Annotated in this window: 23 protein-coding genes and 3 pseudogenes; 18 read left to right on the top strand and 8 right to left on the bottom strand. The window is 40.2% G+C overall.

The window, feature by feature from the left end:
- Positions 1-68: 68 nt before the first annotated feature.
- Together C7B62_RS10780 and C7B62_RS25680 are read right to left on the bottom strand one after the other, a co-directional pair.
- Complete coding sequence (locus C7B62_RS10780) at positions 69-2,552, bottom strand: alpha/beta fold hydrolase (protein ID WP_233219910.1); 2,484 nt, start codon at positions 2,550-2,552, stop codon at positions 69-71.
- Positions 2,553-2,598: 46 nt separating this feature from the next.
- Positions 2,599-2,745 carry a hypothetical protein gene (locus tag C7B62_RS25680; RefSeq protein ID WP_158260665.1) on the bottom strand — a complete coding sequence of 49 codons (147 nt, stop codon included), beginning with the start codon at positions 2,743-2,745 and terminating at the stop codon, positions 2,599-2,601.
- Positions 2,746-2,897: 152 nt separating this feature from the next.
- Between C7B62_RS25680 and C7B62_RS10775 the strand changes: the two genes are divergently transcribed.
- From C7B62_RS10775 to C7B62_RS10745, 7 genes are all read left to right on the top strand, one after another.
- A complete protein-coding gene (locus C7B62_RS10775) occupies positions 2,898-3,719 on the top strand; it encodes a photosystem II manganese-stabilizing polypeptide (protein WP_106235731.1) in 822 nt (273 codons plus the stop codon).
- Positions 3,720-4,255: 536 nt separating this feature from the next.
- Positions 4,256-5,050, top strand: coding sequence for a calcium-binding protein (locus C7B62_RS10770; RefSeq protein WP_106235729.1), 795 nt, complete (start codon positions 4,256-4,258; stop codon positions 5,048-5,050).
- A gap of 165 nt (positions 5,051-5,215) precedes the next feature.
- Positions 5,216-5,500, top strand: a complete 285-nt coding sequence (locus tag C7B62_RS10765; RefSeq protein WP_106235726.1) for a hypothetical protein — start codon at positions 5,216-5,218, stop codon at positions 5,498-5,500.
- 3 nt (positions 5,501-5,503) lie between these two features.
- A complete protein-coding gene (locus C7B62_RS10760; RefSeq protein ID WP_106235724.1) occupies positions 5,504-6,388 on the top strand; it encodes a DMT family transporter in 885 nt (294 codons plus the stop codon).
- 36 nt (positions 6,389-6,424) lie between these two features.
- Positions 6,425-7,117 carry a hypothetical protein gene (locus tag C7B62_RS10755; protein WP_106235722.1) on the top strand — a complete coding sequence of 231 codons (693 nt, stop codon included), beginning with the start codon at positions 6,425-6,427 and terminating at the stop codon, positions 7,115-7,117.
- 184 nt (positions 7,118-7,301) lie between these two features.
- Positions 7,302-8,192 (top strand): DUF2993 domain-containing protein, encoded by an 891-nt coding sequence (locus C7B62_RS10750; protein ID WP_106235720.1) that lies wholly within the window; start codon positions 7,302-7,304, stop codon positions 8,190-8,192.
- A 26-nt stretch (positions 8,193-8,218) separates the two neighbouring features.
- Positions 8,219-9,031 (top strand): Ca2+-dependent phosphoinositide-specific phospholipase C, encoded by an 813-nt coding sequence (locus C7B62_RS10745; protein WP_106235718.1) that lies wholly within the window; start codon positions 8,219-8,221, stop codon positions 9,029-9,031.
- Positions 9,032-9,042: 11 nt separating this feature from the next.
- Here C7B62_RS10745 and C7B62_RS10740 read toward each other — a convergent pair.
- Positions 9,043-9,333 (bottom strand): annotated as a pseudogene (locus C7B62_RS10740) (transposase); the annotation flags it as partial.
- Positions 9,334-9,344: 11 nt separating this feature from the next.
- On the opposite strand from C7B62_RS10740, the gene C7B62_RS10735 reads away from it, so the two are divergent.
- The 4 genes from C7B62_RS10735 to C7B62_RS10720 all read left to right on the top strand — a co-directional run bounded on the left by C7B62_RS10735 (position 9,345) and on the right by C7B62_RS10720 (position 15,301).
- Positions 9,345-9,731 carry a DUF4278 domain-containing protein gene (locus C7B62_RS10735; protein WP_106235716.1) on the top strand — a complete coding sequence of 129 codons (387 nt, stop codon included), beginning with the start codon at positions 9,345-9,347 and terminating at the stop codon, positions 9,729-9,731.
- 343 nt (positions 9,732-10,074) lie between these two features.
- Positions 10,075-11,346 carry an efflux RND transporter periplasmic adaptor subunit gene (locus C7B62_RS10730; RefSeq protein WP_106235713.1) on the top strand — a complete coding sequence of 424 codons (1,272 nt, stop codon included), beginning with the start codon at positions 10,075-10,077 and terminating at the stop codon, positions 11,344-11,346.
- A gap of 99 nt (positions 11,347-11,445) precedes the next feature.
- Positions 11,446-11,979, top strand: a complete 534-nt coding sequence (locus tag C7B62_RS10725; protein ID WP_106235711.1) for a four helix bundle protein — start codon at positions 11,446-11,448, stop codon at positions 11,977-11,979.
- Between the two features lie 55 nt (positions 11,980-12,034).
- Positions 12,035-15,301, top strand: coding sequence for an efflux RND transporter permease subunit (locus tag C7B62_RS10720; protein ID WP_106235709.1), 3,267 nt, complete (start codon positions 12,035-12,037; stop codon positions 15,299-15,301).
- 58 nt (positions 15,302-15,359) lie between these two features.
- Here the strand turns inward: C7B62_RS10720 and C7B62_RS27125 are convergent, their stop codons facing one another.
- Entirely contained in the window at positions 15,360-15,623 is a 264-nt protein-coding gene (locus C7B62_RS27125; protein WP_370303894.1) for a four helix bundle protein, read from the bottom strand.
- Positions 15,624-15,893: 270 nt separating this feature from the next.
- Here C7B62_RS27125 and C7B62_RS10710 point away from each other — a divergent pair, with 270 nt between their 5' ends.
- The 3 genes from C7B62_RS10710 to C7B62_RS10700 all read left to right on the top strand — a co-directional run bounded on the left by C7B62_RS10710 (position 15,894) and on the right by C7B62_RS10700 (position 19,206).
- Entirely contained in the window at positions 15,894-16,169 is a 276-nt protein-coding gene (locus tag C7B62_RS10710; RefSeq protein WP_106235704.1) for a hypothetical protein, read from the top strand.
- 4 nt (positions 16,170-16,173) lie between these two features.
- Positions 16,174-17,217, top strand: coding sequence for an AI-2E family transporter (locus C7B62_RS10705; RefSeq protein WP_106235702.1), 1,044 nt, complete (start codon positions 16,174-16,176; stop codon positions 17,215-17,217).
- 213 nt (positions 17,218-17,430) lie between these two features.
- On the top strand, positions 17,431-19,206 hold the full coding sequence (locus C7B62_RS10700) for a mechanosensitive ion channel family protein (protein ID WP_158260664.1): 1,776 nt from the start codon (positions 17,431-17,433) through the stop codon (positions 19,204-19,206).
- Between the two features lie 338 nt (positions 19,207-19,544).
- Here C7B62_RS10700 and C7B62_RS26125 read toward each other — a convergent pair whose 3' ends face one another.
- From C7B62_RS26125 to C7B62_RS26115, 4 genes are all read right to left on the bottom strand, one after another.
- The gene (locus tag C7B62_RS26125) at positions 19,545-20,069 is read right to left on the bottom strand and encodes a transposase (protein WP_199194143.1); all 525 of its coding nucleotides are present in this window, start codon (positions 20,067-20,069) and stop codon (positions 19,545-19,547) included.
- Entirely contained in the window at positions 20,035-20,349 is a 315-nt protein-coding gene (locus tag C7B62_RS26120; RefSeq protein ID WP_199194142.1) for a hypothetical protein, read from the bottom strand. Before C7B62_RS26120 ends, C7B62_RS26125 begins: the two co-directional genes overlap by 35 nt.
- 66 nt (positions 20,350-20,415) lie before the next feature.
- The gene (locus C7B62_RS10690) at positions 20,416-20,793 is read right to left on the bottom strand and encodes a type II toxin-antitoxin system VapC family toxin (RefSeq protein WP_106235697.1); all 378 of its coding nucleotides are present in this window, start codon (positions 20,791-20,793) and stop codon (positions 20,416-20,418) included.
- 134 nt (positions 20,794-20,927) lie between these two features.
- Complete coding sequence (locus C7B62_RS26115; RefSeq protein ID WP_199194141.1) at positions 20,928-21,203, bottom strand: transposase family protein; 276 nt, start codon at positions 21,201-21,203, stop codon at positions 20,928-20,930.
- 54 nt (positions 21,204-21,257) lie between these two features.
- On the opposite strand from C7B62_RS26115, the gene C7B62_RS10675 reads away from it, so the two are divergent.
- The 4 genes and pseudogenes from C7B62_RS10675 to C7B62_RS10660 form a co-directional block, all read left to right on the top strand.
- A complete protein-coding gene (locus C7B62_RS10675) occupies positions 21,258-21,560 on the top strand; it encodes a hypothetical protein (RefSeq protein WP_199194140.1) in 303 nt (100 codons plus the stop codon).
- Positions 21,561-21,581: 21 nt separating this feature from the next.
- Positions 21,582-21,869, top strand: a pseudogene (locus C7B62_RS10670) (ISAs1 family transposase); the annotation flags it as partial.
- A 223-nt stretch (positions 21,870-22,092) separates the two neighbouring features.
- Positions 22,093-22,752 (top strand): hypothetical protein, encoded by a 660-nt coding sequence (locus tag C7B62_RS10665; RefSeq protein WP_233219909.1) that lies wholly within the window; start codon positions 22,093-22,095, stop codon positions 22,750-22,752.
- A pseudogene (locus C7B62_RS10660) lies at positions 22,749-22,928 on the top strand (hypothetical protein); the annotation flags it as partial. The gene C7B62_RS10665 and the pseudogene C7B62_RS10660, both read left to right, overlap by 4 nt.

The raw sequence follows: 22,928 nt of genomic DNA, 5'->3' as shown, positions 1-22,928 counted from the left end.
AAATGTTTGGGTAATAAGTAATAAGTAATTAGTAGATACTATTGTTTGAGAAGTGAAATAACATTAATTTATTCTGTTAATCTATTTAGACAATAATCAGCATCAGATAAAGTTTGAGCCGAATAATCTCTCAACCATCGGTTCTGAATTTCTCTATTTTTTTGCGCAATAAAATCATTAACTAGACTCTTCCACTTGCTTTGACCTTCAGGCAAAATTAAACCATAGAAATTGCAGGTTAAAGGCTGTTCTGGTGTCAAAAGGTAGTTTTTCAAGGGTAAATTTTGTTGTTCAATTTCTCCTTGCAACAATACTCCATCACTAATAAAAGCATCAATATTTCCATCGACAGTTGCTTCTATCGCATCAACTCTTCCTTCTTTGCCCCGAAAATAGACTGCTTCTGCTTGAGGATAATTTTCTTGCAAAAAGTCGGCATTAGTACTACCATAAAGCACCCCTACTCTAATCCCTGTCAATTCGCGATCGACTTTAGCAGCATTATTCTTGGCGACCAAAAACCGAGTACCGCTAATTAGAAAAGGATTAGAAAAAACGATATCTTGTTTGTCTGGTGTAATCGTGTTGGGTCCACATTCAAGATGAACCGTATTATCGCGAACTAATTCAAAACGATTTTCTAGACTGGAAGATAATTTAATTACTTTAATTCCCGCAGCAATATTTAATCTCTGTTCCAGGTATTCGCCAAAAGAATCCGCCAAATCTCCACAGTAACCCGTCCATTCGTTTTCGCGATCGTCTACATAGCTAAAAGGGGCAGTATCGCTTCTCATCGCTACTTTCAAAGTCTTAGTTTTGCGAATTTGGGCTAAGACATTTTCTTCTGTTTCAGGGCTAATCGCGTTGCGAAGCGATGCCGTTAGGCTTATCGCTTCAGGAATAGGCGGTATTGGCGGAGTATCACCATAAGCTAGTTCTAGCTGTTCTGGAGTTAAAGATTCGATCAGATGTAGAGGTAACTTTCGATCGCTAATATATTGGGCATAAGCATTACTGAGATAGGCTTGGTAATTAGTGCGCTCGCTTTGAGAATTGCCTAAATAAGATTCAAAAAAAGCTAGGCTCATTGCTTTGAGATAGCTTCTGCGTAACTCAGGCAGGGGATTAGCAAATAAACCCGACGGGCTATTATTTTTACCCTTATTGTCTTCATAACCGTGAGTACCTCCAGCCATTACTCCTAAATATTTGTGTTTAGTCTTCAACCAAAGGAAGGGATGAGCCTGTTCGATAACAAAAGGGGCAGCTATGTCTTTGCTACCTCCTAACATCATTGTCGGAATTTCGATCTTGCCCATGCTTTCTGGACCTAAAGCCGTGCTAGTAACAGGATTAATAGCGATTACTGCCTTGATGCGGGAATCTCTTTGATCGAAATCAATGGGCGGTAAAAAGCTGGCGCGACACTGAAGCAGCATCGAAGCGTTGAGGGAAAGTTCATTTTCTTGACATTCTTGGTTAATTCTCGCTTGATTAATCGGCGCACCAGCAACCACTAAAGCCGTATTACCGCCAAAAGAGTGACCGAAAATACCCACTTGCTGCCAATTTATTAAGCTGTTTAATTCTGATTCTTCTACTTCATCTAGTAAGGTAGTAATATCTTGAGGTCGGCTATAAAACTCAATTGGGCTAACGGTAGTACTTAATTCCCCCCGCAAAAAGGCTTCTTTGTAAATAGCATCACTACCTATATGTTCGGGAACGAGGACAATGTAGCCATGAGAAGCTAAATGTTCCGCCAAATACTGGAAATCGCCACGGCTCGAAGTAAATCCATGAGTTATTACCACTAGAGGAGCGGGTTTAGTCTGACCTTGAGGTAGATAGACATCCGTATCAAGCTCGAAAGAATCACTCAAACCTATTTCTGTCTGGCGTAATCGATCGACCTCGAAACTAATCGCTTTTCTTTCAACCCCATAATCACCTGGTTGTCGGACATCTGGTAGGCGATCGAAATCTACCTGAGACTGAGAGGTAATTTCTTCTTCGGCTATTTGAGCTATAGCTTTGACGGTAGACTCATTATATGCCAAGTAATTATTTGCTTCCTTAACTAAAGAAAAAATTAGCTTGCTATCGATCTGAATCTCTTCGGTAGGAAATTGACGCATTAAATTAATTGCTGTCAAACCTTTGGGGTCAGATGCAGCTAAAATCATAGCAGCGCGAATGGCATAAATACCGTTACGTTCTGGATGAGTATAAACTACTTCTCCCAACTGCCTCAGAAATCTTTCGCCCAGGGGAGTATTTGTTAGCCTGTAAATAATGGTAGGGCTAATTTCGTACTGTTGCTGCAATAGTCCGCGCAATCGATCTAAAGTTTCGCGATCGAAGCGTTTGGCATAAAAGTCAAACTCCTTTGTGACTTTCCCCTCTTTAGCAAAAATTTCTAATGAATCTACCGAAAGCTGAAACTCACCAAACACAGGTAAATAAAAACTAATTCGCTCTGCTCCCAGACTGGGCTTTGGTTTGAGTGCTATGGACATTACTCCTAAACTAGCAAAAAGACTCAGCATTGTGGCGAAAACTTTTTTTGGATAGAGCCTGTGAATCATTTTTATTTTAAATCTTGGCGCGATCGCACAGCACAGATCGCATTTTTTCTTTAGTGAATTTCATTATCTCAGCTTCTGTCTCTTGGACAACTAAAAAAATTTGACTCGATCGCGAAAAATAAAAAGTAAAAGTATTATTGAGTTTCTGCCTCATAAGTTCCTCATAAGCTTTTTTGTAATATTTTTTGTAGAGTGCTAACCAAGATTTTTTGTCGTGCCTATAAAAGCCTCGTTATATGGCAATGACTATTGCTTGAAAGACTTTCACTCTATTCAATTTTTATTAAATTCAAAAAGATTAAAGTTATGAAAAACCATGCGATTATTGCCTACTTCCTTGCTTTATGTTTAACAGTACTAACTGCCTGTAGCAATTCTGGTGAAGTGGATAAAAGAGACTTAAGCTACGATGACATTGTAAACACAGGACTCGCTAACTCTTGTTTAACATTACCCGATAGTAGCCGTGGTACGATTCCCATTGAGGCTGGCAAACAGTATGCAATTCAAGATATGTGTATTGAACCTAGGGAATTCTTTGTTAAAGAAGAACCTGTTAGTAAGCGTCAAAAAGCCGAGTTTATTGAAGGAAAGCTGTTAACTAGGTATACTTCTAGTCTCGACCATATTCGGGGAACTATTGACACCAACGATGATGGTACTCTAACTTTTACCGAAATTGATGGAATTGATTTTCAACCAGTTACGATTCTTTTGCCTGGTGGCGAAGAGGTTGCTTTGATGTTTACAGCCAAGCAATTCCAAGGAACTACTACAGCTAGTGCCGATAGCATTAATACTTCAACTGACTTTGTAGGTGAATTTCATGTTCCTTCCTATCGCGGAGCAGTATTCCTCGATCCTAAAGGACGTAGTTTTGCTAGAGGTTACGACCACGCTGTAGCCTTGCCAGGACGCGCCGACGATCCAAAATTCTCCAACGTTAAAGAATTTGTTTCTAGCAAAGGTAAAATGTCTTTGAACGTCACGAAAATTGATAGTGATACAGGAGAAATTGCTGGAGTATTTGAAAGCGAACAGTTTTCTGCGACCGACTTGGGTGCAGGAGAACCACAAGAAATCAAAATCAAAGGCAACTTCTACGGCAGAATTACAGATAATGCCTAGTTAGCTTATTTATCAAATATAGCGATACGCACTTATATTAGGACAATCATTACTCGTTACTTGTTACTTGTTACTTATGAGCAAATAACTTTAATATGTCCTAACCTAATCTTGCACCGCTATATCTGGGGACTTGGGGACATGGAGACTTGCTTCGCGCCCCACAGGAAGTCCTTTAGGGTAACTGCAAGCATATGCAAATATGCAACGCCTCTATTGACATAAAAGATTGAAGCACGCGATCTGCTTTTTGTTGATTTATTAAAGCAAAAGGATTGCACGGTTGTTGGCAATGTAGATTATGTTAAGGGTATTGGATTTAAAGCAGAAGATGTCCAATGTGATAATGGCAAAGAATATGATGTATTTTTAGACAAGAATTTTAACATCACTTCTAGGCAATAAAATCTCGATTAAAAGATGAAAATTTTAAATATTACGGAGCCAAGCCTTCATAAGTTCCTCATAAGTTTTTTTGTAATCTTCTATTTAGAGTGAAAACATATTATCGAACTATTGAAAAATAGCTAAAAATAATGGATGAAGAAAATAGAGAAATTATGGAAAATACAACAGATAATAGCGAATTAGAAATGGGAAGTAGCGGTTTTACTCTTGAGACTGGTTTTGAAACCTATTTTGTCGATCTATATAACGGTAGTGCAGACAACGATACTTTACTCATCGATGGAGACGAAGATGTCGATGTTCTAGCATTTGCAGGAGACGGTAATGACTCCTTAAATGGCGGAGAAGGAGATGATACCTTTGTCGGGGGTCTAGGTGATGATAGTCTTTTTGGCAATGATGATAGCGACGCTCTCTATGGAGGTCTAGGTAACGATTTTCTCTATGGTGGTGATGATGAAGATCTTCTTTATGGCGGTGAAGGTAACGACAGTATTACTGGTGGTGAAGACGACGACATTCTTTATGGAGACTCTGGCAATGATACTTTAACTGGTGGTGAAGGAGAGGATCGAATTCTTGGCAATGCTGGTGATGATACTTTAACTGGTGGTGAAGATGGTGACTTCCTATATGGCGGAGAAGGAGCGGATCTGTTTTATCTGCAAGAAGATATTCAAAACACTGACTTTGTAATTAATTCGGGTCTATTCGATCTACGAAATTTTCAGAACATTGACTATATTTCGGACTTCAATCTTGGTGAAGATAAAATAGGTATATCCGACAATATAAGCTATGGAGATCTAACTATTACTGGCGATCGCAATAGCCTAATTAGCTATGAAGACAATCAATTAGCCATCGTTCTAGGAGTTGCTCCTTCTGAGTTAGGTAGCGATAATTTTCAAGCTCGGTCATAAGCTCTATCTGAGGAATAAGAATTTTAGATATTACTGAGCTTCTTACTCATAAGTTACTCATAAGTTTTTTGGTAATCTTCTACACATGAGGTTAAAGGGTGTCTACCGCTTTTTAAAAAGTCTCACTCTTCTTCGACCTCGGTTGTGTTTGAAAAAATCAAAGTTATGAAAAATATCTCGAAATTTACTGTTGGATTGGTTTTAATTTTCGCACCGTTTTTAGTTCTAGAATCTGCCTACGCAGTTGACGATCGCGATGCTACACCAGAAGAAAGAGCCAAAGTTATGGAAGTGTTACAACAAGATGGTTGTACGGATGTTGACGATATAGATTATATACCAAGTCTGGGATTTGAAGCAGAAGATGTCCAATGCAACGATGGTAAAGAGTATGATGTATATCTCGACGAGGATTTTAACATCACCTCTAAACGAGAAGATCTTGATTAAAGAATGAAGATTTCAGATATCATTGAGCTTCTGCTGATAGCAGCATTGTGGAGTGGTTCGTTTTTATTGATGCGAATTGCTGCACCTGTATTAGGTCCAGTTTGGTTAGCCGAAATAAGAGTCTTACTGGCGGGGTTAGCCTTACTGCCATTTCTTATTCGCTCGAAGCTTTGGGGTGAGGCTCGTCATAAATTAATGCCCTTGTTTATCGTTGGCTGTCTTAATTCAGCGTTGCCACTATTATTATTTGCCTTTGCATCTATATTTTTACCCGTTGGGTTTACCTCCATCTTGGATGCGACATCGCCTCTATTTGGGACAGTGGTGGCTGCTGTTTGGTTGAGGGAGAAACTAACCCTCAATCGGATGAGCGGTTTGATTTTAGGATTTGCTGGAGTCACAGTATTAGTCGGAATGAGAACCTTTGAGACAACGCCGTCTACTTTAGTAGCGATCGCTGCTGGTTTATTAGCTGCGTTTTCCTATGCAACTGCTGCTCCCTATAGCCAACGTCAATTGTCTGGTATTTCTCCCCTCGTAATTACAACTGTAAGCTTACTGAGCGCAGCTATATTTCTGCTACCAGCCTTACCATTCACCGTACCAAAGACAATCCCTACACCTACAGTTATGCTGGCAGTTTTGGCTCTTGCCTTGTTTTCAACAGCACTTGCCTATGTTCTTTATTATCGATTGATTCAAAATGTAGGTTCGACCAAAGCACTAACAGTTGCTTATCTTATTCCCGTATTCGGCGTAATCTGGGGTGGACTTATCCTACATGAGCCAGTCACTTCATCAATAATCTTTGGCTGTGGCTTGATTTTATTCGGTACAGCAATTACCAATAACCTTTTTTCAAACTTGTTTAGGAGAATTAACCTATAGTTAGTCTCGGAGACTTTAAAAGCGGCATCAGCCTATATGAGATTATTTCCGTTAGTTTTGATTGGTAACTGTTTATTTCTAAATTTATTAGTTTCCCCCGCCACTGCTCAAGAGAAATTTGAAGAAGATAGCAAGATCGATATTCCTTTAGAAGAGATCGAGCAAAGTCCTGTATTACAGGAATGGTTAGAGGAAGTACCAAATGTATTAGAAGAAATAAAATACGCTCCTGCTTTTGTCACCCGTTTGCGACTGGGTTTTGCAGCCTTCCCCTCTACCGATGATGCAAGTGGAATCAATGTGGGAATTGAAGATATTTTTATTAAGCGCACTGGTTTAACTATTAGTGCTGATTATCAAACGGCATTTAACGGCGATCGCAATGGTGCTGGTGCGGACTTACACTATTTTCTCTTACCTCTTGGTGGCTATTTTAATTTTGCGCCGATGGTTGGCTATCGCTACGTTCAAAGCAACGACTTTTCTACCGATGGAGTTCATCTAGGAGTTAGATTGATGCTGACTTTTTCGCGAACGGGAGGCGGTGATATTTCTGTATCCCAAAGCTTTATAAGTCCAGGAGGTAGTGAGGAAGTGGCAATTACCTCTTTTTCTGCTGGTTACGCTCTAACTTCTCATTTACGTTTATCTGGGGATATCGAAAGGCAAAATTCAGTTGAGGATAAAGATAGTCGCTTTGGACTAAATTTAGAGTGGTTGTTGTATTAGAAAGCTATAAGCCATAAGCTATAAGCTGTAAGCCTTCACAGAATGAAGCACTTACAATAAAACTTCAACCCAAGCACAACTAATCTTTATGCAAATTGAGTTGTTCGATCTTTTATTTGAAAGCCTAGAGCTACGAACTGTTAACTTTCCAATGCAGTTAATTAACATCAGGCTTAGAAAATAAATGGAATTATTAACAAGTATTATATCGGGAATACTGGCGATCGCAACTTCCGTTAATGCGGTGGGAGATGAAGTTTTGAAAAATAAGCTTGAATCTCAGATAAAGTCAGTAGACACTATGGCAGTGCGGATCGATAATGCTCCCAATCATGATATTTCAAAAGGTAAAGTACAGCGTGTTAGAGTTGCTACTCGCGATTTAGAAATTAGTCAGGCGATCGCTTTTAAAACCTTAGAAGTGGACGTAGATGGCATTGATATTAGGCTTAAGGAGTGGTTACAGCAAGATATACTAACCGAAATAGATGGTGTTCCTACCCTGAGACTGCGACAACTGTTTGAACAACCAGTCAATATCGCATCGAGGGCGGTTTTGACTCAAGAACAACTCGATAATATGCTGCAATCTCCGTTTATCAATAGAACTATTAGACGGCGATTACAGCAAACTCTCAATCGAATAGCCGAATATAACTATAGAAGAAAAGATTTTGAAATTTCTAGTTTGGCTCTGGATTTGATTGGCGAAAATCGTATTGCTTTAAGAATGAAACTTTCTGGTTTCGATCGAAAAGATGGTAGAAAGGATGAAGAATTAGATGTGAATTTTGAGTTTGCCTTGGAAGTAATTGATGGCGCTAGTTTTAGATTAACCGAGCAGCGGGTATTCGTTGACGGTGAAGAAGTTGAACCCGAACAGGGGGTACTTGTTGTTGCACCCGTTACTCTCAAGGCTTTAGAAGAAGTAGGAATTCAAGTTAGAGTGATTGAATGGGAATCAGATAAAGATGAACTTGAGTTGGCTCTATTTATTAGAGCCAATGAATTTGCAGCCAGCGCACTACTAGATGCACGTGGCTTAATCGAAGCATCTGAGCTGTTTCTCGATTAGTAATTTAAGCTTCTAAACAATAAACTGTGAACAAATTTATCTGGGGCAGTGCTGTAGTCGGCGTAATAACTTTAATTAATCTGTTTTCTAACACTATTAAGGCGGAAGTTCAATTTCAACCCCAAGACTTAAAACTCAATCAACTACAATCTCTTGGTACTCATAACTCTTATCACGTAAAACCTGCTCCTAATTTATCTAAGGCTTTATCAAATGCTAACTGGTTAGCAAGATTATTATTAGGAACTTTTGAATATACTCATTTACCATTATCCAAACAGTTCGACATGGGTGTTCGGCAAATAGAGCTAGATCTGGTGTTAGATCCTGAAGGGGGTTTATATGCCAAACCTTTGGGAGATTCCCTTGTCGAGAAGAGTGGTCTACCTGCTGACCCCAGCTTCGATCCCGATGAAGAGATGCAGCAGCCAGGATTAAAAGTAATCCATATGCAGGATTTTGACTACCGAAGTACCTGTTTGACCTTTACCAAATGCTTGCAGGAGACGAAAACCTGGTCGGACAATAATCCTCAGCATCTACCTATTGTGGTACTAATTGAAGCCTCGAATAAAACTTATCCTAGGATGGTGATACCAGACAAAATGACCTTAGACCTGACCAAACCAGTTAAGTTTAACGTTCAAAATATCAGCGAGATCGATAAAGAAATAAATGCTGTCTTCAATCGCGAAGAATTAATCGTTCCTGACGATTTGCGCGGTAATTATTCAACTTTAAAAGAGGCTATTAAAAGTGATGGCTGGCCTACTCTAGCTTCAGTTAGAGGAAAGATGATTTTCTTAATGGACAACCGCAGCGAACTCTATTTAACGTGAGTTCGACAAAGTTAGAAAGTAGCAGAAGGTAGTGCCAATAATTCTTTCGGCTCTAGATCGAGAGAAGGTTTGTTAGGTAGATAGGCATAAGCAATCAACCCAGCCATCAGATTGACTAAGAAATTCCAGATACTACGGTGTCTTGAGTGTTCGATCTGAAATATATTTTTAAGTTGGTCGTTAACCGTCTCAATTAAGGCTCTTTTACGCAGAAGAATTTTGTCAATCAGTTTGACCAGCTTTTGCTTCATGTTTTTTTTGTAACGGGTAATCAACTGAACCTCATATCGACACAAAAATAGAGGTGAAGGAAATGAAACTAACCTATCGCGGAAGACAATACGATCGAGAAAAACAGAATTTTTTAACATCAACAGGCATAGCAAACAAAGAGATTATCTATCGAGGAAATTCTCCCGAAGCGGGTATTAATCCTAAGTTTCCCTGGATAAAATATATTCAGCAACTGTTGTATAAATCTAGAGCAAAAACTGTATTCGATCCGATCGCATTTTGGTACGACCATAAAAAAGAATTCTTAGAAGATTGTTGGTGTTTAGACCAAATAGAATGCGATTACGCTCCGCCTAGCCTTCAGGATCGCTGTTGGGATTTAACTTTACAAATTGAAAAAACCAAGGCTTTTCAACCTAGACAAAAAACTAAATTAAAATATCGTGGCGTTACTTATTATCGTTAATCGACGTTGCTGATTTAAAGTGTGAATTAACAAAGTAATTTGTTCGTAGTCTTTAGCCTTTAGCTTTTTAAATACCCGCTATTTGGTTGAGATTTTAAAATCATACCGTAATTCAGCAATGCCCTAATCAAAATCGCGATCACTCTAACGCTTATTTTCAAATGCATGAATGCAATATATTTGTCATGACTCAATAATTAGCTCATGCTTAACATACGCTCAAAAGAAACGATCTCTATCAATAGCGTGATTATTAATCGCCTTATCTACGCAATTATAGAAAATAAGGGGTAACAAATTTTTAAAAAAGAAAAGTATCAATGTTCAAAATATTTTAGTTTTTATGAAAGTTAGAACGACTATTAAAAGGCGTTTATCTCCTGTCCTATTAGGAGCTACCCTGTCTATTTCATTTTTAAGTACTGCCTGCAATTCAAGCTTAGATGCCACTGATGCTGAGGCAAGTTCTAAGGTAAATGCTATACCTGTTGAAGTAGTAGAGTTACAGTCCGATCTAATTGGCGATCGCTCGGAGTTTGTCGGTAATTTAGAAGCGGTTAAAGTTGTCGAGGTTAATCCCGAAATTCAAGGACGCATTAAAAAGATCTTAGTCGAGGCTGGGGATCGAGTTGAAGCTGGGCAAACTATTATGGAGCTTGAGCCTGGTGAAAGCGCACCTAATTATCAGGCAGCCGTAGAAAGAGTTAATGTAGCCAAAGATGATTATCAAAATGCGCTTAAGCAACTCGACATTGCTAAAGCTAAACGGGATAGTGCCAAAACTAACTACGATCTGGTTAGTAAATATGTACCTCGCGTACAGGAGTTGTTTGACCAAGGAGGAGTGGCGCAGGTTCGCTTAGACGAAACATTACAGAAAGCCGAAGCAGCGAAGAACGATTTAATTAGCGCAGAGCAAGAAGTTGCTACAGCTGAAGTCCAAATAAACCAAGCACAAACTAATATTCGTCAGGCACAGGCACAGGCAGATGCTGCTTCAGTAAGCGCAAATTTTACGACAATCAAAGCCCCTATCGCTGGAATTGTAGATGATTTTCCCGTGAAGGAGGGAGCTTATGTTAGTGCTGGTCAATCTGTAGTAGCGAGAATAACCCAATCAGACGATTTATTTTTAAATATTCAAGTCCCTTCTAATCGAGCAAATCAGCTTAAGCTAGGTTTGCCGTTAGATTTAATCGATCCTACCAGCAAAGAAAAATTGTCTACAGGCGAGCTTACCTTTATCTCCCCGACGGTCGATCGAGAAAACCAAACTATTTTAGCAAGAGCGCGTTTTAATAACGAGGGTGAATTGCGAAATGGACAATACGTACAGGCACGTCTTACTTGGGGTACCGAGCCAGGAATTTTAGTTCCAACTGGGGCAATTTCTCGGACAGGGGGCAAGGAATTTGTCTACCAAGTCAGCAACAAACCTAACGAAAACGGTCAAGAGGTGGTTAACTTAACCCCCGTGGAATTAGGAGATATTCAAGACAATAGTTATCAGGTCATTTCAGGATTAGAAACTGGCGATCGCATTGCTGTCTCGAACATCCTCAAGCTGCGAGATGGTGCGCCCGTTCAATTAGAAACTGATGAATCAGAATCTTAAATTGATAGCTCTTAGCTCTTAGCTTTTAGCTTTTAGCTTTTAGCTTTTAGCTTTTAGCTTTTTTAAGATAATGTCAGTTGATAGTAGGTACTAGTTTTAATGCAGGATTTCACACAACTCAAGGTCTGGCAAAAGGCACACAACTTTACAGTTAATTTATACAAAATAACTAAAGACTTTCCTGATGATGAAAAAGCGAACGCGAATGCGTTCCAGTCGTGCGCTGGCGCGGCGATCTGCGCGAATGCGCTGCGTCTAACTAATCAAATTAGACGAGCTTCAGTTAGTATCGAATCCGCCCTCGTCAGTCGCTTTATGTCGGTGAAACCGCCCATCGCGCTGACTCGCAATATTAGCGAAGGATGCGGGCGTAATGGAGACAAAGAGTTCAGCCGTTTTCTAAATATAGCTCAAGGTAGTCCTAAAGGATACCGCTTCGCATATGCTTATGAAGTGAAATGCCAAATACTAATTGCTAGAGACTTAGGTTATTTGGATAATAACAAATCTCAATTGCTAACAGACAAAATAGATGAGATTTCCAGAATGATAAATTCTCTTAATCAAAAGCTAAAAGCGGTGCAGCGCGGTCTTGTTGGTTTCCAGCAAAGAGCGACTGCATCAAGAAGCTAACAGCTAATAGCTAATAGCTTTAAAAATAAGAAAACTTTAAATATTTGAATTAACTATGGGTGTATTCTCCATCGCTGGAAATTTTATTAAACGTCCAGTACTAACTACGGTTTGTACTATTGTCATCGTCCTGCTGGGAGGGGTCTGTATTCCCCTGCTACCGATTAACTATCTGCCTGATGTTTCTCCCGTTCAGATTCAGGTGTCCAGTATCTATACGGGAGCGGACGTAGAAACTATTGAAGATACTGTCACTACAATTTTGGAAGAGGAAATTAACGGTGTTCCAGGAATGGATTACTCAACCTCCGAAAGCTATGCTGGCAGTAGTAATATCTCAATCTATTTCCCTACGGGAACTGACAAAGATATTGCTCAGGTTAACGTTCAAAACCGCGTAGCACAGGCTTTACCACAGTTGCCCAGTCCAGTCCAACAGAGGGGTATTACTACCAAGGCAGCATCTAGTAGTATCCTCTTAATCTTTGGTATTTATAGTGAATCAGGAGCATACAATGACATTTTTGTGAGTAACTATGTCGATGCTAATATCACTAACGTTTTGAAGCGGATTGAGGGGGTAGGAGACGTTACCGTATTCGGGGCAAAACAAAATGCCATGCGACTCTGGCTAGACCCCCAAGCTTTAGCAGCGAGAGGATTAAGCGTATTAGATGTATCCCAAGCCGTTAGTTCGCAAAACGTAGTAGTAGGTGCAGGTTCTATCGGTCAAGAGCCTACTCCTGGAAATCAAGATTATGAGCTACCAGTTAAGATTCAAGGTCGTCTTCAAAGTAAAGCTGAGTTTGAAAATTTGGTAGTCAAAACCCTAGATAATGGGTCTGTAGTGCATTTACGGGATGTAGGCTATGCAGAAATAGGAGCGGAAAACTATACAGCCAATGCTCGCGTCAACGGACAGGAAGGAATTGGTATTGCTATCTCTCAACTTCCTGGAAGTAATGCCCTAGATGTCGGTAACAACGTCAAAGATGCCATGGAGGAATTGAGTCAGAATTTTCCCCCAGGACTGGTTAAATCGTTAGTGTACGACACCACTGACTTTATTCAGGTATCGATTAAAGAGGTTTTCATTACCTTACTTCAAGCGATCGCTCTGGTCATCATCATCATCTTTGTCTTTCTCCAAGATTGGCGCACTACCGTTATTCCCGCCGTAGCAATTCCCGTCTCACTTATAGGTGCATTAGGATTTGCCTTTATCTTCGGATTTTCACTCAATAGTTTGACTTTGTTTGGTTTGATTCTAGCAACGGGGTTAGTTGTAGATGATGCGATCGTTATTGTTGAGGCAATTACCGCCAAAATCGAGTCAGGAATGACACCAACAAAGGCATCTTTTGCAGCGATGGATGAGATCGCGGGAGCAGTTCTTTCCACCTCTGTAGTACTGATGGCAGTATTTATTCCCGTAGCGTTTTTCCCAGGAACAACTGGAATACTTTACCAGCAGTTTGCCTTGATTATTGCCTTTTCCGTACTGGTATCAACCTTCAACGCTCTTACTTTTACTCCCGCTATGTCTGCGATTTTATTGCGGTCGCAGCAAGAAACCCAGTCAGAGAATGGCAAAAAAGGATTTTTAGATAAGATATTTACGCCCTTTAATCGCTTCTTAAGCTGGGTTCTAGACCGATACACCGCTTTTGTTAAGTTTCTCATTCGCCTTCGCTATATTGTCATTGGCTTATTTGTTCTGGGTCTGTTTGCTACTTATATGGTATTTAAAGCCGTGCCTGGAGGCTTTGTTCCTCCAGAGGATCAGGGGGTTTTCTTAGGAATCATCCAAGCTCCTGATGGCGTATCCTTAAGCTATACGGATCGAGTTACCAAATTTGTCTCCGAGACTTTTGAAAATACTCCCGAAGTAGAAGATTATTTTGTTGCTAGCGGTATTGGTTTGGAGGGTGCAGGCCCTAATAAAGGGGTGTTCTTTGCCAAACTTAAGCCTTGGGATGAGCGAACTGGAGCAGAGCAAACCGCCGAAAAAGTCATCGAACAGCTTAACCAAAGATTTTATGCAAACCAAGACGCTACTATTGCTGCTTTTAACCTACCGCCCATTCCTGGGTTTAGCTCCACTGGAGGTATTGAACTACAGCTACAAAACCAAAGTGGCGGTAGCTTGGATATTGATAATTTTCTAGCCAATGCCCAAGAAATTATTGCTCAAGCCAACTCCTCACCTGCGGTTGGCTCGGCTTTTACTCAGTTTACAGCCAGTACACCTCAACTACAAATAGACATCAATCGTGACCAATTAGAAGCTTTGAATGTTGATTTTCAATCGGCACTGCAAACTATTGGAGCTTTTGTCGGTTCGCAATATGTCAATGACTTTACTTTGGAGGGACGCAGCTATCGGGTCTTCTTACAGGCGGTAGGAGAGGCTCGTAATTCTCCCGACGATCTAGAAAGTCTTTACGTGCGATCGCGAGGCGGACAAATGATTCCTCTAGGAGAAATAGCCACAGTCTCTCGAACTGTTGGACCGCAAATTATTTATCATTACAACGGCGATCGCTCGATTAAAATTCAGGCAGAGGCAGCCGAAGACTCCTCTAGCGGTCAGGCGATCGCAGCTATTGATGAAGCAGTAGCAGAAGCATCTTTACCTGGAATTACTGGAGATTGGATTGGTTTAGCCAAAGAAGAACTAGCTGCTGGAAGTTTAGGGGCTTTGGTATTTCTTTTCGGGATTATCATGGTCTTTCTGACTCTCTCGGCTCAGTACGAAAGCTATATCGATCCTCTAATCATTCTGTTAACTGTACCTCTGGCGGTTTTAGGTGCTTTATCTTTTATTGCCCTGGCAGGGTTAGACAGAAACGTTTACGTCCAGGTGGCACTGGTGATGTTGATTGGTCTTGCCAGTAAAAACGCAATTTTGATTGTGGAACTTGCCAACCAAACGCGGGAGACAGGAGTTTCGATTGTCAAATCGGCTCAAGAAGCTGCTAAAGAACGTTTTCGTCCTATCCTGATGACTGCGGTATCTTCCTTAGTTGGTTTCTTCCCCTTGGTTATTGCTTCTGGAGCGGGTTCGGCTTCCCGTCGCTCAATTGGCACGGCTTTAGTGGGCGGACTACTAGTATCGACAATACTTAGCTTCTTAGTCGTACCAGTCCTTTATGTAGTAATCAAAAGCTTAGAAGCAAGATTTTTCGATAAAAAACCTCCTAAAAACAATAGTGATGATTCTAACGGTCGTGTCAAGAATTACAAAAATACGGCAACGGGCGATCGCCGTACCGATACTCCCACCCAATCTCGCTTTCAAGAAGGAGACAACCCAGTTTAAGAGTACGTTTAATATGAATTAGCTTAGTTCAGATTTATTAGTTTTTAGCTCTCAGCTCTTAGCTCTCAGCTTTCAGCTTTTTTTGGAAAGCAATCATCATGCGAGATATTTCATCGATTTTGCTTATAAGCAAGTTAAAGTTATCTACTGATAAGAAACCCAAATCGCGAGCTATGAATAACTGACACCGAACTTCATAGGCACTACCTTGAGCTAAATCTATGAATCTACTAAATTCTTTATCTCCATTACGACCACAGCCCTCCGCCAAATTTGATTCAATGGAAACAGAGGCGCGACGTATTTGATTGGTTAGTCGCAGCGCATTCGCGCAGATCGTCGTCTCAACGACGACTAGAACGCATTCGCGTTCGCCTTCTCTTCTGGCGGAAAATTAGCAGTCATTTTATACAAATTAACTGTAAAGCTATGCGCTTGCATGCGTGCCAAGCCCTTTGCGCCAAACTTTTAATTGAGTAAAATCTTGCATAAAAGCATTATACGGTAAGAAGCTAATAGCTGATAGCTGATAGCTGATAGCTAAAAAATTAAAGTGAACGAAAAAGATAACTCACATCGTAGAGTATAAATTATGAACCAACGTAAAATCTGGTTTGCAGGGGTAGTGACCGCAGCATTAGGCGTAGGTATCGGTTTGGTGCTGGCAAAGATTGTCGAGTCTCCCTATAGCAGCAAAAACTATCAGAACTTAGAACAAACCTATATGCTAATCTGTGGCACTGGGGGACTAATTGTCGGCACAACCCAGGAAGCTCTACGTCAGCTTCAAGCAAGGCAAGATCTTGAAGAAGAATCGGTGCTGCGCGATCGCTTGAAAAAACAACAGATTTCCCGCAATAAGAAATAAGTAAATGATGTTCGAGAATAAGCTTCCGCGCTGGCTATATTGGGGATTATTAATAACTTTTATTGTCGTCAATGGTTATTATTTATTTCCCGTATTTCGCTATTTACAACCCACGCTGGTTTTGATTGTAACAGCAGCACTACTTGCTTTCTTGTTGAATTATCCCGTGAAATTGCTCGTAACGTGGAAATTTAAACGTGGTTATGCGATCGCTCTGGTCTTCTTGTTGGCATTAATAATTTTAGGCACTATAACTTTTACTTTGCTACCCGTATTGCTCCGCCAGTTATACGATTTTCCCCGTCGCTTACCAAGCTGGATCGATTCTAGTAAGGTGCAGCTACAGGCATTTGAAGTATGGGCAATTGACAAAAATCTTCCCTTTGATGTTAGTGCTTTTATATTTCAGCTAGACGAGCGTTTTGCTACGGAAGTAAGAGCTTTACCTGCATACGTAATTAATTTTGCCCTCGGAGTATTCGATAGCAGTTTAGAGCTTTTGATAACATTAGTATTAACCTTTTACCTACTGATTCATGGCGATCGCTTTTGGTCAGGAATTTGGCAGTGGTTGCCCGATGATTGGGGCGATCGGGTTGAGTCATCTCTCAAACAAAGTTTTGAAAATTACTTTATCGGTCAAGCTACAATCGCTTTGCTAATGAGTATTTCTATCACTACGGCTTTTTTATTGTTAAAAGTACCCTTTGGCTTATTATTCGGTCTGGCAATTGGGGCTTTGGTACTAATTCCTTTGGGAGATATTATCGGTATTATAAGCGTTAGTTTACTAACAGGACTTAAAAGTGTTGGGTTAGGAGTAGAAGTATTGATAGTAGCTCTAATAATAGACCAAGCGATCGATAATACTTTAGCACCGCGTATTTTTGGTAATTTAGTCGGGCTTAATCCAGTATGGATTATTATTTCTCTGTTATTGGGAGCTAAACTCGGCGGAGTTTTAGGTTTAATTTTAGCTGTCCCTCTGGCGGGGGCAATCAAAAGAATCGCCGACAGCAGCAAAATCACTCAAACTACTGACCATTAAACATTGAACATTGATTGATTATGTTTACAGCAAACTATATATAGTTGAGTAAAACTTCTTACTTCTTACTTCTTACTTCTTACTTTATGCGAAGCGGTATCCTTTAGGGCTTACTTCTTACTTCTTACTTCTTACTTTTTACTTCAAGTTCGTATGGTCTATTTAAACAAAAATTACTGTAAGCCCCCAATTCGTTTTCTCGTAACCTTTTTTTTGGCATTTATCTTAGTAATTACCTGGCAATTTTCGGCGGTCGGGCAATTTTCTTTGGATACAAATGGCAACAGCAATGATTTACACCCTTTAGAAGTAATTAGATACGGCAGTCTGGAGGTAACTTGGGTCAAGTTTCCCCTTGACGATCGGGAGTTATTTCAGATTGCAGCCCCTACAGTCATAGATCGTAGTAATTTAGAATCAGATCGCCTGCCTGTAGAAATGAGGGCGAAAAATATCGAAGCTTTACTGTGGTTAACCACTAGCAGAATTAGAGGTGATGTCGTTACGAAAATATTTCGTCCCGAAATCGCCAACCAAAAGCCTAAAACTTCCGCTCAGGTAATTACTTCTACCTTGAATAATCGTCCTGTAGTTCAGATTCAATACGATCGCGATTTGCGTCCCCTTACTATTGCTACTGTTACTCCAGCAGATGTTAATTTTTACAGCCAGAACCCCGAACAAATTGCTCGCGAGTGGCAAAAGTCTCTACAGCAAAAAATTAGTGAAGTTGAATATTTATATTCCTCGAAGGTAATTCGACATCGGTTGAAAGAGGCGATCGCTATTTTGGCGGGCGTTTTTGTTACCAGCGTTGTTTTAGTCTTAATTTATTGGTTGTTGGGTAGGCGACTGGTCAAATTACAGATGAAATATGAAGCGGAGGTTAAAGCTTTAAAGTCGGCAACTGCGAAAATGCAAACTGAAGTATCCAACGACGATGTAGAATTTGAAGCAACGGCAACCGAGGAAACTAATGACCCCGATCTTTTTACCGTTCGAGCTTCTTTAGAAAAGCGTTTGCGTACTTATAAATCTTGGCGTTGGATATTAGTCTGGCTGATTATCCTTACCTGGTACATAGGAACTTATGGGATTACGACTCGTTTGCCAATTTTAATGCGCTGGAGCAAAGCGGTAGCATCTCACCCCTTACAATTTTTAGCAATTTGGTTTTTGATAACTTTATTACTGGAAATTAGTAAAACCTTTATTCAACGCTCTATAAATGCCTGGAAACACAATCCTTATCTATCTTTTGGCGAATCACAGCGTAAATCTTTGCGGTTGACAACTATTGCTACAGCTTTAAAGGGATTTATGACCTTTGTTTCTTTTTCAATAGGAATTGTTTTGACTCTAGCCTTGTTCAACATTTCCGCAGGTTCGATTTTAGCAGGGGGTGCGGTAATTGGTTTGGCAATCTCTTTTGGCACACAAAGCCTAGTCAAAGATGTGGTTAACGGTTGTTTGATTCTCTTAGAAGATCGCTTTGCGGTGGGCGATGTAATTATCATTAACGGCATGGATGGTTTTGTCGAAGAATTCAATCTGCGCTTGACTCAGTTGCGGAATCCTGAAGGACAGCTAATTACCATCCCTAATAGTGCGATCGCTGAGGTCAGAAATTTAACCCGTCTTTGGTCGCGAGTCGATTTTACTATCGAAGTCGCTTACGAAAACGATCCCGATAAGGTATTAGAAATACTAGAGTTAGTAGCTCAGGAAATGTACCATAGCCCCCAATGGCAAGATAAAATTCCCGATTCTCCCGAAATTTTGGGGATCGATAGCCTATCCCATACGGGAATGTTAATTAGAGTCTGGATTAAAACCGCACCCCTGCAACAATGGTTAGTGGGTCGAGAGTATCGTTTGCGGGTACGCCGTGCTTTTGCCCAACATAAGATAGTTATCGGCAGACCACAATGGATTACTTACAACGCATCTTTAGATGGTAATGCTTCACATAACTTATTTTTGGGGTGACAAGCATCAAAAACCCTCTTTAAAGTTAGGTTCCCAGTTACGAAGTTGATTTTTAAAACAAATTCAAGCCCCGATCAACAGTACAAAATAACTATGAACATACCAATTGTTGTTAATTATTATTAAAAAACTCAATTAATTCAGGAATTAATGAGAGAAAAAGTCAAATATTAGCAAGTTTCAAATCTTAATTATGGACTTTTTTTCTGACTACAAATTACCTGGTTGACTGACAAAAGAGACTATTAAAAACTTTAGAGCAGAAGCTATGAGAGGGCTGAGGCTGACTGATGGACATAAGTTGCTAAAAAGTAGAAGTGGCGTAAAAAAGTGGGCAATCAGCATGAGACACTGAGATGTAACCGTTCATTCCCCCCTTTAAAAAAGTAAGGAAAAATTAGGACATGGCGATCGCTATCTCTTAAATCAGCTAAAATCCATTGTCCAATTTGTGCAGCTTTTTGATTGATGGCACCTGTAATGGCGACCGCCTTACGAATCAGGTGTGCCAAACACCTCTGTCGTTTCGGGTGAGAGCGGTAGGCTGCATACCCATCAGTTACTAACCAACCCAGAAAAGCTTCTTGAACCAGATGGGATAATTCTTCTTTTCTGCGAGAACCAATATGGAACACTGCGGTTTTGCTGGTGATAGCGACCCAGAGCCAATGGAGTTTTCCACTCTCGTACCAATGAGTTTCGTCTAAATGTAGAAGATCTGCTTGTTGTAGTTGCTCTACTAACTCTTCTACCACTGGCACACAAGCAATTCCTGTTTCTCGGATACATCTGTCTATCGTTGCGATGCTCAGCTCTGTGTTTGTCCAATCATTTAAAAATTCTTGAATCTTGCTGCGACTCATCTATTTGCTTCTGTTGAGTTTTGACTGTCGTGGATTCTGATTCTGAACTGAGGCTTGATTCTTCTGTTGTTGCTTTTGAACTGTAGGGATTATCATTAGATGGAGGTTGGGAGCTATTGGCTGAATTCTGCTGTTGCTTTTCCCATAAATCTGTAGCTAAGATATGTAGATTTTTGGCAACTTCTACCAATCTCTCTTTTTTGAGAGACTTGAAGTAGTCTTCGTTCATCTGTGCCAAGTCATCTTTATCTAATCCAGCCATGTTTTTAACATACACCATATGCGGAGCGGTATCCTTTAGGACAAGGGCGCAATTGGCTCTTTTTTGACTGGGGGGAATGAACGGTTACACATCAGTCTGGATAAAATCGTTACCTTTAAACAACAAGGGTTGTCCAGAAGTTTTGCTAAGAGCATAGGCAAAACAATCACCAAAATTTAAACTGGCAGAATTTCTACCCTTACCGTAATGCTCAAAAGCGTAACAAGCCATTTGTAATTGATTTTCATCAAAGCTGACCAAATTAATGGCTGATTTATACAAAGAGAACTCTAATTCTCTGATTCCTGCCTCTTGTTTTCTAGCTCTAACTACAATTGATAATTCTAAAGCAGTTCCCATAGACATCAGACGCACCGAGTCCGAAGCGATCGCATTAGTCAAGATAGTTGCTTCTGGTTCAAGATTTAGAATCGCTATAATTGCTGAAGTATCAATAACCATCGTTGTAGCCTAAAATTTCTTCTTCTGTTCGGTTATCGAAAGTCGGTAAGGTTTGATACCGTTGAGCAATAGTTAGTAGTTCTTGTTGCAAGGGCAAAGGGGTAATTTGTTTGTTTTTTTCCCTTTCTAGTCTTTCAGCTAAAGAATAGCCTCAACGCGGGGAACACTAAAGTACTAGCTTCGCGTCGCCCGCGCAACGGCTTTTCGCGCTTGTCGTGTACTTTGCCATTTCGAGCTTGGCTTAAGATCAAAACTCTTTTTTGATCGTCAACTGCTGCTAGATGTTCTCTCGTGTGACGTTTCTTCTTTCCCAAATAATTTAATTTCTGTTGTTCAGGGTCTTTTGGTCTTTGAATTGGTCTTTCTATACCGTCAATCATGACTCGTTTTACGGTAGGAAATTGCTCCATAAACTGGCTCAATACACTGAATTTTTCGGGCTGGCAAGACCATTTTATTACCGAGTGTCGTTTCCAACACCGGCTGTAGTTTGTGTACCCAATAATGCGCTTGGGAGCGATCAATCTCAAATAAAAGTCCAGCTCAATCAACTGCTCCGCCAAGCAGCCCAATTAAAAGCTCGTGAATTGGCAACTCCTGAACTAGCAATCAGAGCGATCGCCGATAGAATGACTGAAGAAGATTTGCCAGAGGATTTAAAGCAGAAAGTAGAAGCAGTGAGGGAAGCAGTCTACCCAAAGTGGACACCAGGACAGTTAGCCGACAGCATTCTGAGTCAGTACAGAAGCCAAAGAAACAACAGCTAGGCGAGTAGTTTGATAAAGCATGAGAGTAGATATTTTATCACTAGCTTGTCTGAAAATGCTAAACAATTAGCTGAATATATTCGAGGACATTGGGGAATTGAAAATCAGCTTCATTGGGTATTAGACGTAGGTTTTAATGAAGATGATTCTAGAATAAGAAAAGATAATGCTCCCGAAAACTTGGCGGTTATTAGACACATAGCCTTGAATTTGATCAAGCAGCATAAAAGCATTAAAGGCAGTATTAAAGGCAAGCGAAAAAGAGCAGGGTGGGATAATAATTATCTTCGAGAACTATTGCTTACTTAGAAATATCTCATCAAAATTCAATCTAGAATGAAGAAGAAAACAACTCTTCTTTATTTCTGGCATCTCAACTTTTCTTTGTTCAGATAAAAGTAAGTCATGTTTACTATTAACAAGTTTTTATGCAGATATTAAATTTAATTTGAGGCTTAAAAACTTTTTCAAGTTCTTTTTCTGTCTAGCTTTGGGGATTTAGATGCGTTGCCCCTGGCGGAGCCTAATCGCTATGCAGTTAGATATCCCGACGACGGAAACCCAATACAACAAGAATGGTGATCCGACAGGGGAGAAGGATTTAACTGTTGATGCGATAAAACAAGAGATTTTAGATAACTGTCCTAAAGGATACCGCTTCGCATATGGTGAAGATACTTTATTAATTCTGCCAGAAGCTAAAAGGTTGACTACCAGTATCAGATATTGGCTAGAAGATATGATTTCGGCTGGGGCGAGAGTCGTTTGTTTTGCCGTGGCTAATCCAGGCAGAGATATCTTTCTGGAGATGCTAGAGATTGAATTGGAGCTTCCTAGTGATGCCCATATTCGCCTAGTCATGGCAGCAGAAGCCCAAAGACAGGGGTTAGAGATTAGTAAATCTAAATTAGCTGAACTCCAACCTCTAGCTGGTAGAAATCCAATGTTGGCGAGGAAAATCATCAGAAATGAGAAGCTGGGACTGAAGCAGGATAAACCCGAACATACTCAGTATGTGGTGATTATGCCCGTGATTATCGCGATGCTGTTTAGTTTTGCAGTAGTTAGGTTTATTGGGATGGGTACGGGAAATAAGGGTTTGTATATAACTGGTGGTGTTTGTTTGGTTAGTGCGATGGCGTTGAAGCAGTTGGGGAATGTTAGAGGTGCGAGGAAGAGGCTAGGTCAGTGATTAAAGGTATCTATGCAGACGAAGCCGATAAACTACATCCCGAACAGTGGGTTAATGTTTATCATATTGATTTTATGGGCGAAGCTATCTTTCACAGTACTTGTCAGGTTAAAGATTTGAACTTGGACGAGCCAGAAGAGTATGGTTTAGAACTAACAAATGAGGATGGGAATGTT

The organism is Pleurocapsa sp. CCALA 161 (assembly GCF_003003995.1).
In the GTDB taxonomy this organism is placed as follows: Bacteria; Cyanobacteriota; Cyanobacteriia; order Cyanobacteriales; family Xenococcaceae; genus Waterburya.
The sequence above is the reverse complement of the archived record's forward strand: the minus strand, read 5'-3'. Positions and strand labels throughout refer to the sequence as shown.

What these genes read in the sequence shown, in the direction of transcription:
- C7B62_RS10755 (WP_106235722.1), top strand. Translation starts at nt 6,425, where the DNA reads ATGAGATTATTTCCGTTAGTTTTGATTGGTAACTGTTTATTTCTAAAT.
- C7B62_RS10775 (WP_106235731.1), top strand. Translation starts at nt 2,898, where the DNA reads ATGAAAAACCATGCGATTATTGCCTACTTCCTTGCTTTATGTTTAACA.
- C7B62_RS10665 (WP_233219909.1), top strand. Translation starts at nt 22,093, where the DNA reads ATGCAGTTAGATATCCCGACGACGGAAACCCAATACAACAAGAATGGT.
- C7B62_RS10705 (WP_106235702.1), top strand. Translation starts at nt 16,174, where the DNA reads ATGATGTTCGAGAATAAGCTTCCGCGCTGGCTATATTGGGGATTATTA.
- C7B62_RS10735 (WP_106235716.1), top strand. Translation starts at nt 9,345, where the DNA reads ATGAAACTAACCTATCGCGGAAGACAATACGATCGAGAAAAACAGAAT.
- C7B62_RS10760 (WP_106235724.1), top strand. Translation starts at nt 5,504, where the DNA reads ATGAAGATTTCAGATATCATTGAGCTTCTGCTGATAGCAGCATTGTGG.
- C7B62_RS25680 (WP_158260665.1), bottom strand. Translation starts at nt 2,745, where the DNA reads ATGAGGCAGAAACTCAATAATACTTTTACTTTTTATTTTTCGCGATCG.
- C7B62_RS10770 (WP_106235729.1), top strand. Translation starts at nt 4,256, where the DNA reads ATGGATGAAGAAAATAGAGAAATTATGGAAAATACAACAGATAATAGC.
- C7B62_RS10725 (WP_106235711.1), top strand. Translation starts at nt 11,446, where the DNA reads ATGCAGGATTTCACACAACTCAAGGTCTGGCAAAAGGCACACAACTTT.
- C7B62_RS10765 (WP_106235726.1), top strand. Translation starts at nt 5,216, where the DNA reads ATGAAAAATATCTCGAAATTTACTGTTGGATTGGTTTTAATTTTCGCA.
- C7B62_RS10710 (WP_106235704.1), top strand. Translation starts at nt 15,894, where the DNA reads ATGAACCAACGTAAAATCTGGTTTGCAGGGGTAGTGACCGCAGCATTA.
- C7B62_RS26120 (WP_199194142.1), bottom strand. Translation starts at nt 20,349, where the DNA reads ATGGTGTATGTTAAAAACATGGCTGGATTAGATAAAGATGACTTGGCA.
- C7B62_RS10720 (WP_106235709.1), top strand. Translation starts at nt 12,035, where the DNA reads ATGGGTGTATTCTCCATCGCTGGAAATTTTATTAAACGTCCAGTACTA.
- C7B62_RS26125 (WP_199194143.1), bottom strand. Translation starts at nt 20,069, where the DNA reads ATGAGTCGCAGCAAGATTCAAGAATTTTTAAATGATTGGACAAACACA.
- C7B62_RS26115 (WP_199194141.1), bottom strand. Translation starts at nt 21,203, where the DNA reads ATGGAGCAATTTCCTACCGTAAAACGAGTCATGATTGACGGTATAGAA.
- C7B62_RS10690 (WP_106235697.1), bottom strand. Translation starts at nt 20,793, where the DNA reads ATGGTTATTGATACTTCAGCAATTATAGCGATTCTAAATCTTGAACCA.
- C7B62_RS10730 (WP_106235713.1), top strand. Translation starts at nt 10,075, where the DNA reads ATGAAAGTTAGAACGACTATTAAAAGGCGTTTATCTCCTGTCCTATTA.
- C7B62_RS10780 (WP_233219910.1), bottom strand. Translation starts at nt 2,552, where the DNA reads ATGCTGAGTCTTTTTGCTAGTTTAGGAGTAATGTCCATAGCACTCAAA.
- C7B62_RS10750 (WP_106235720.1), top strand. Translation starts at nt 7,302, where the DNA reads ATGGAATTATTAACAAGTATTATATCGGGAATACTGGCGATCGCAACT.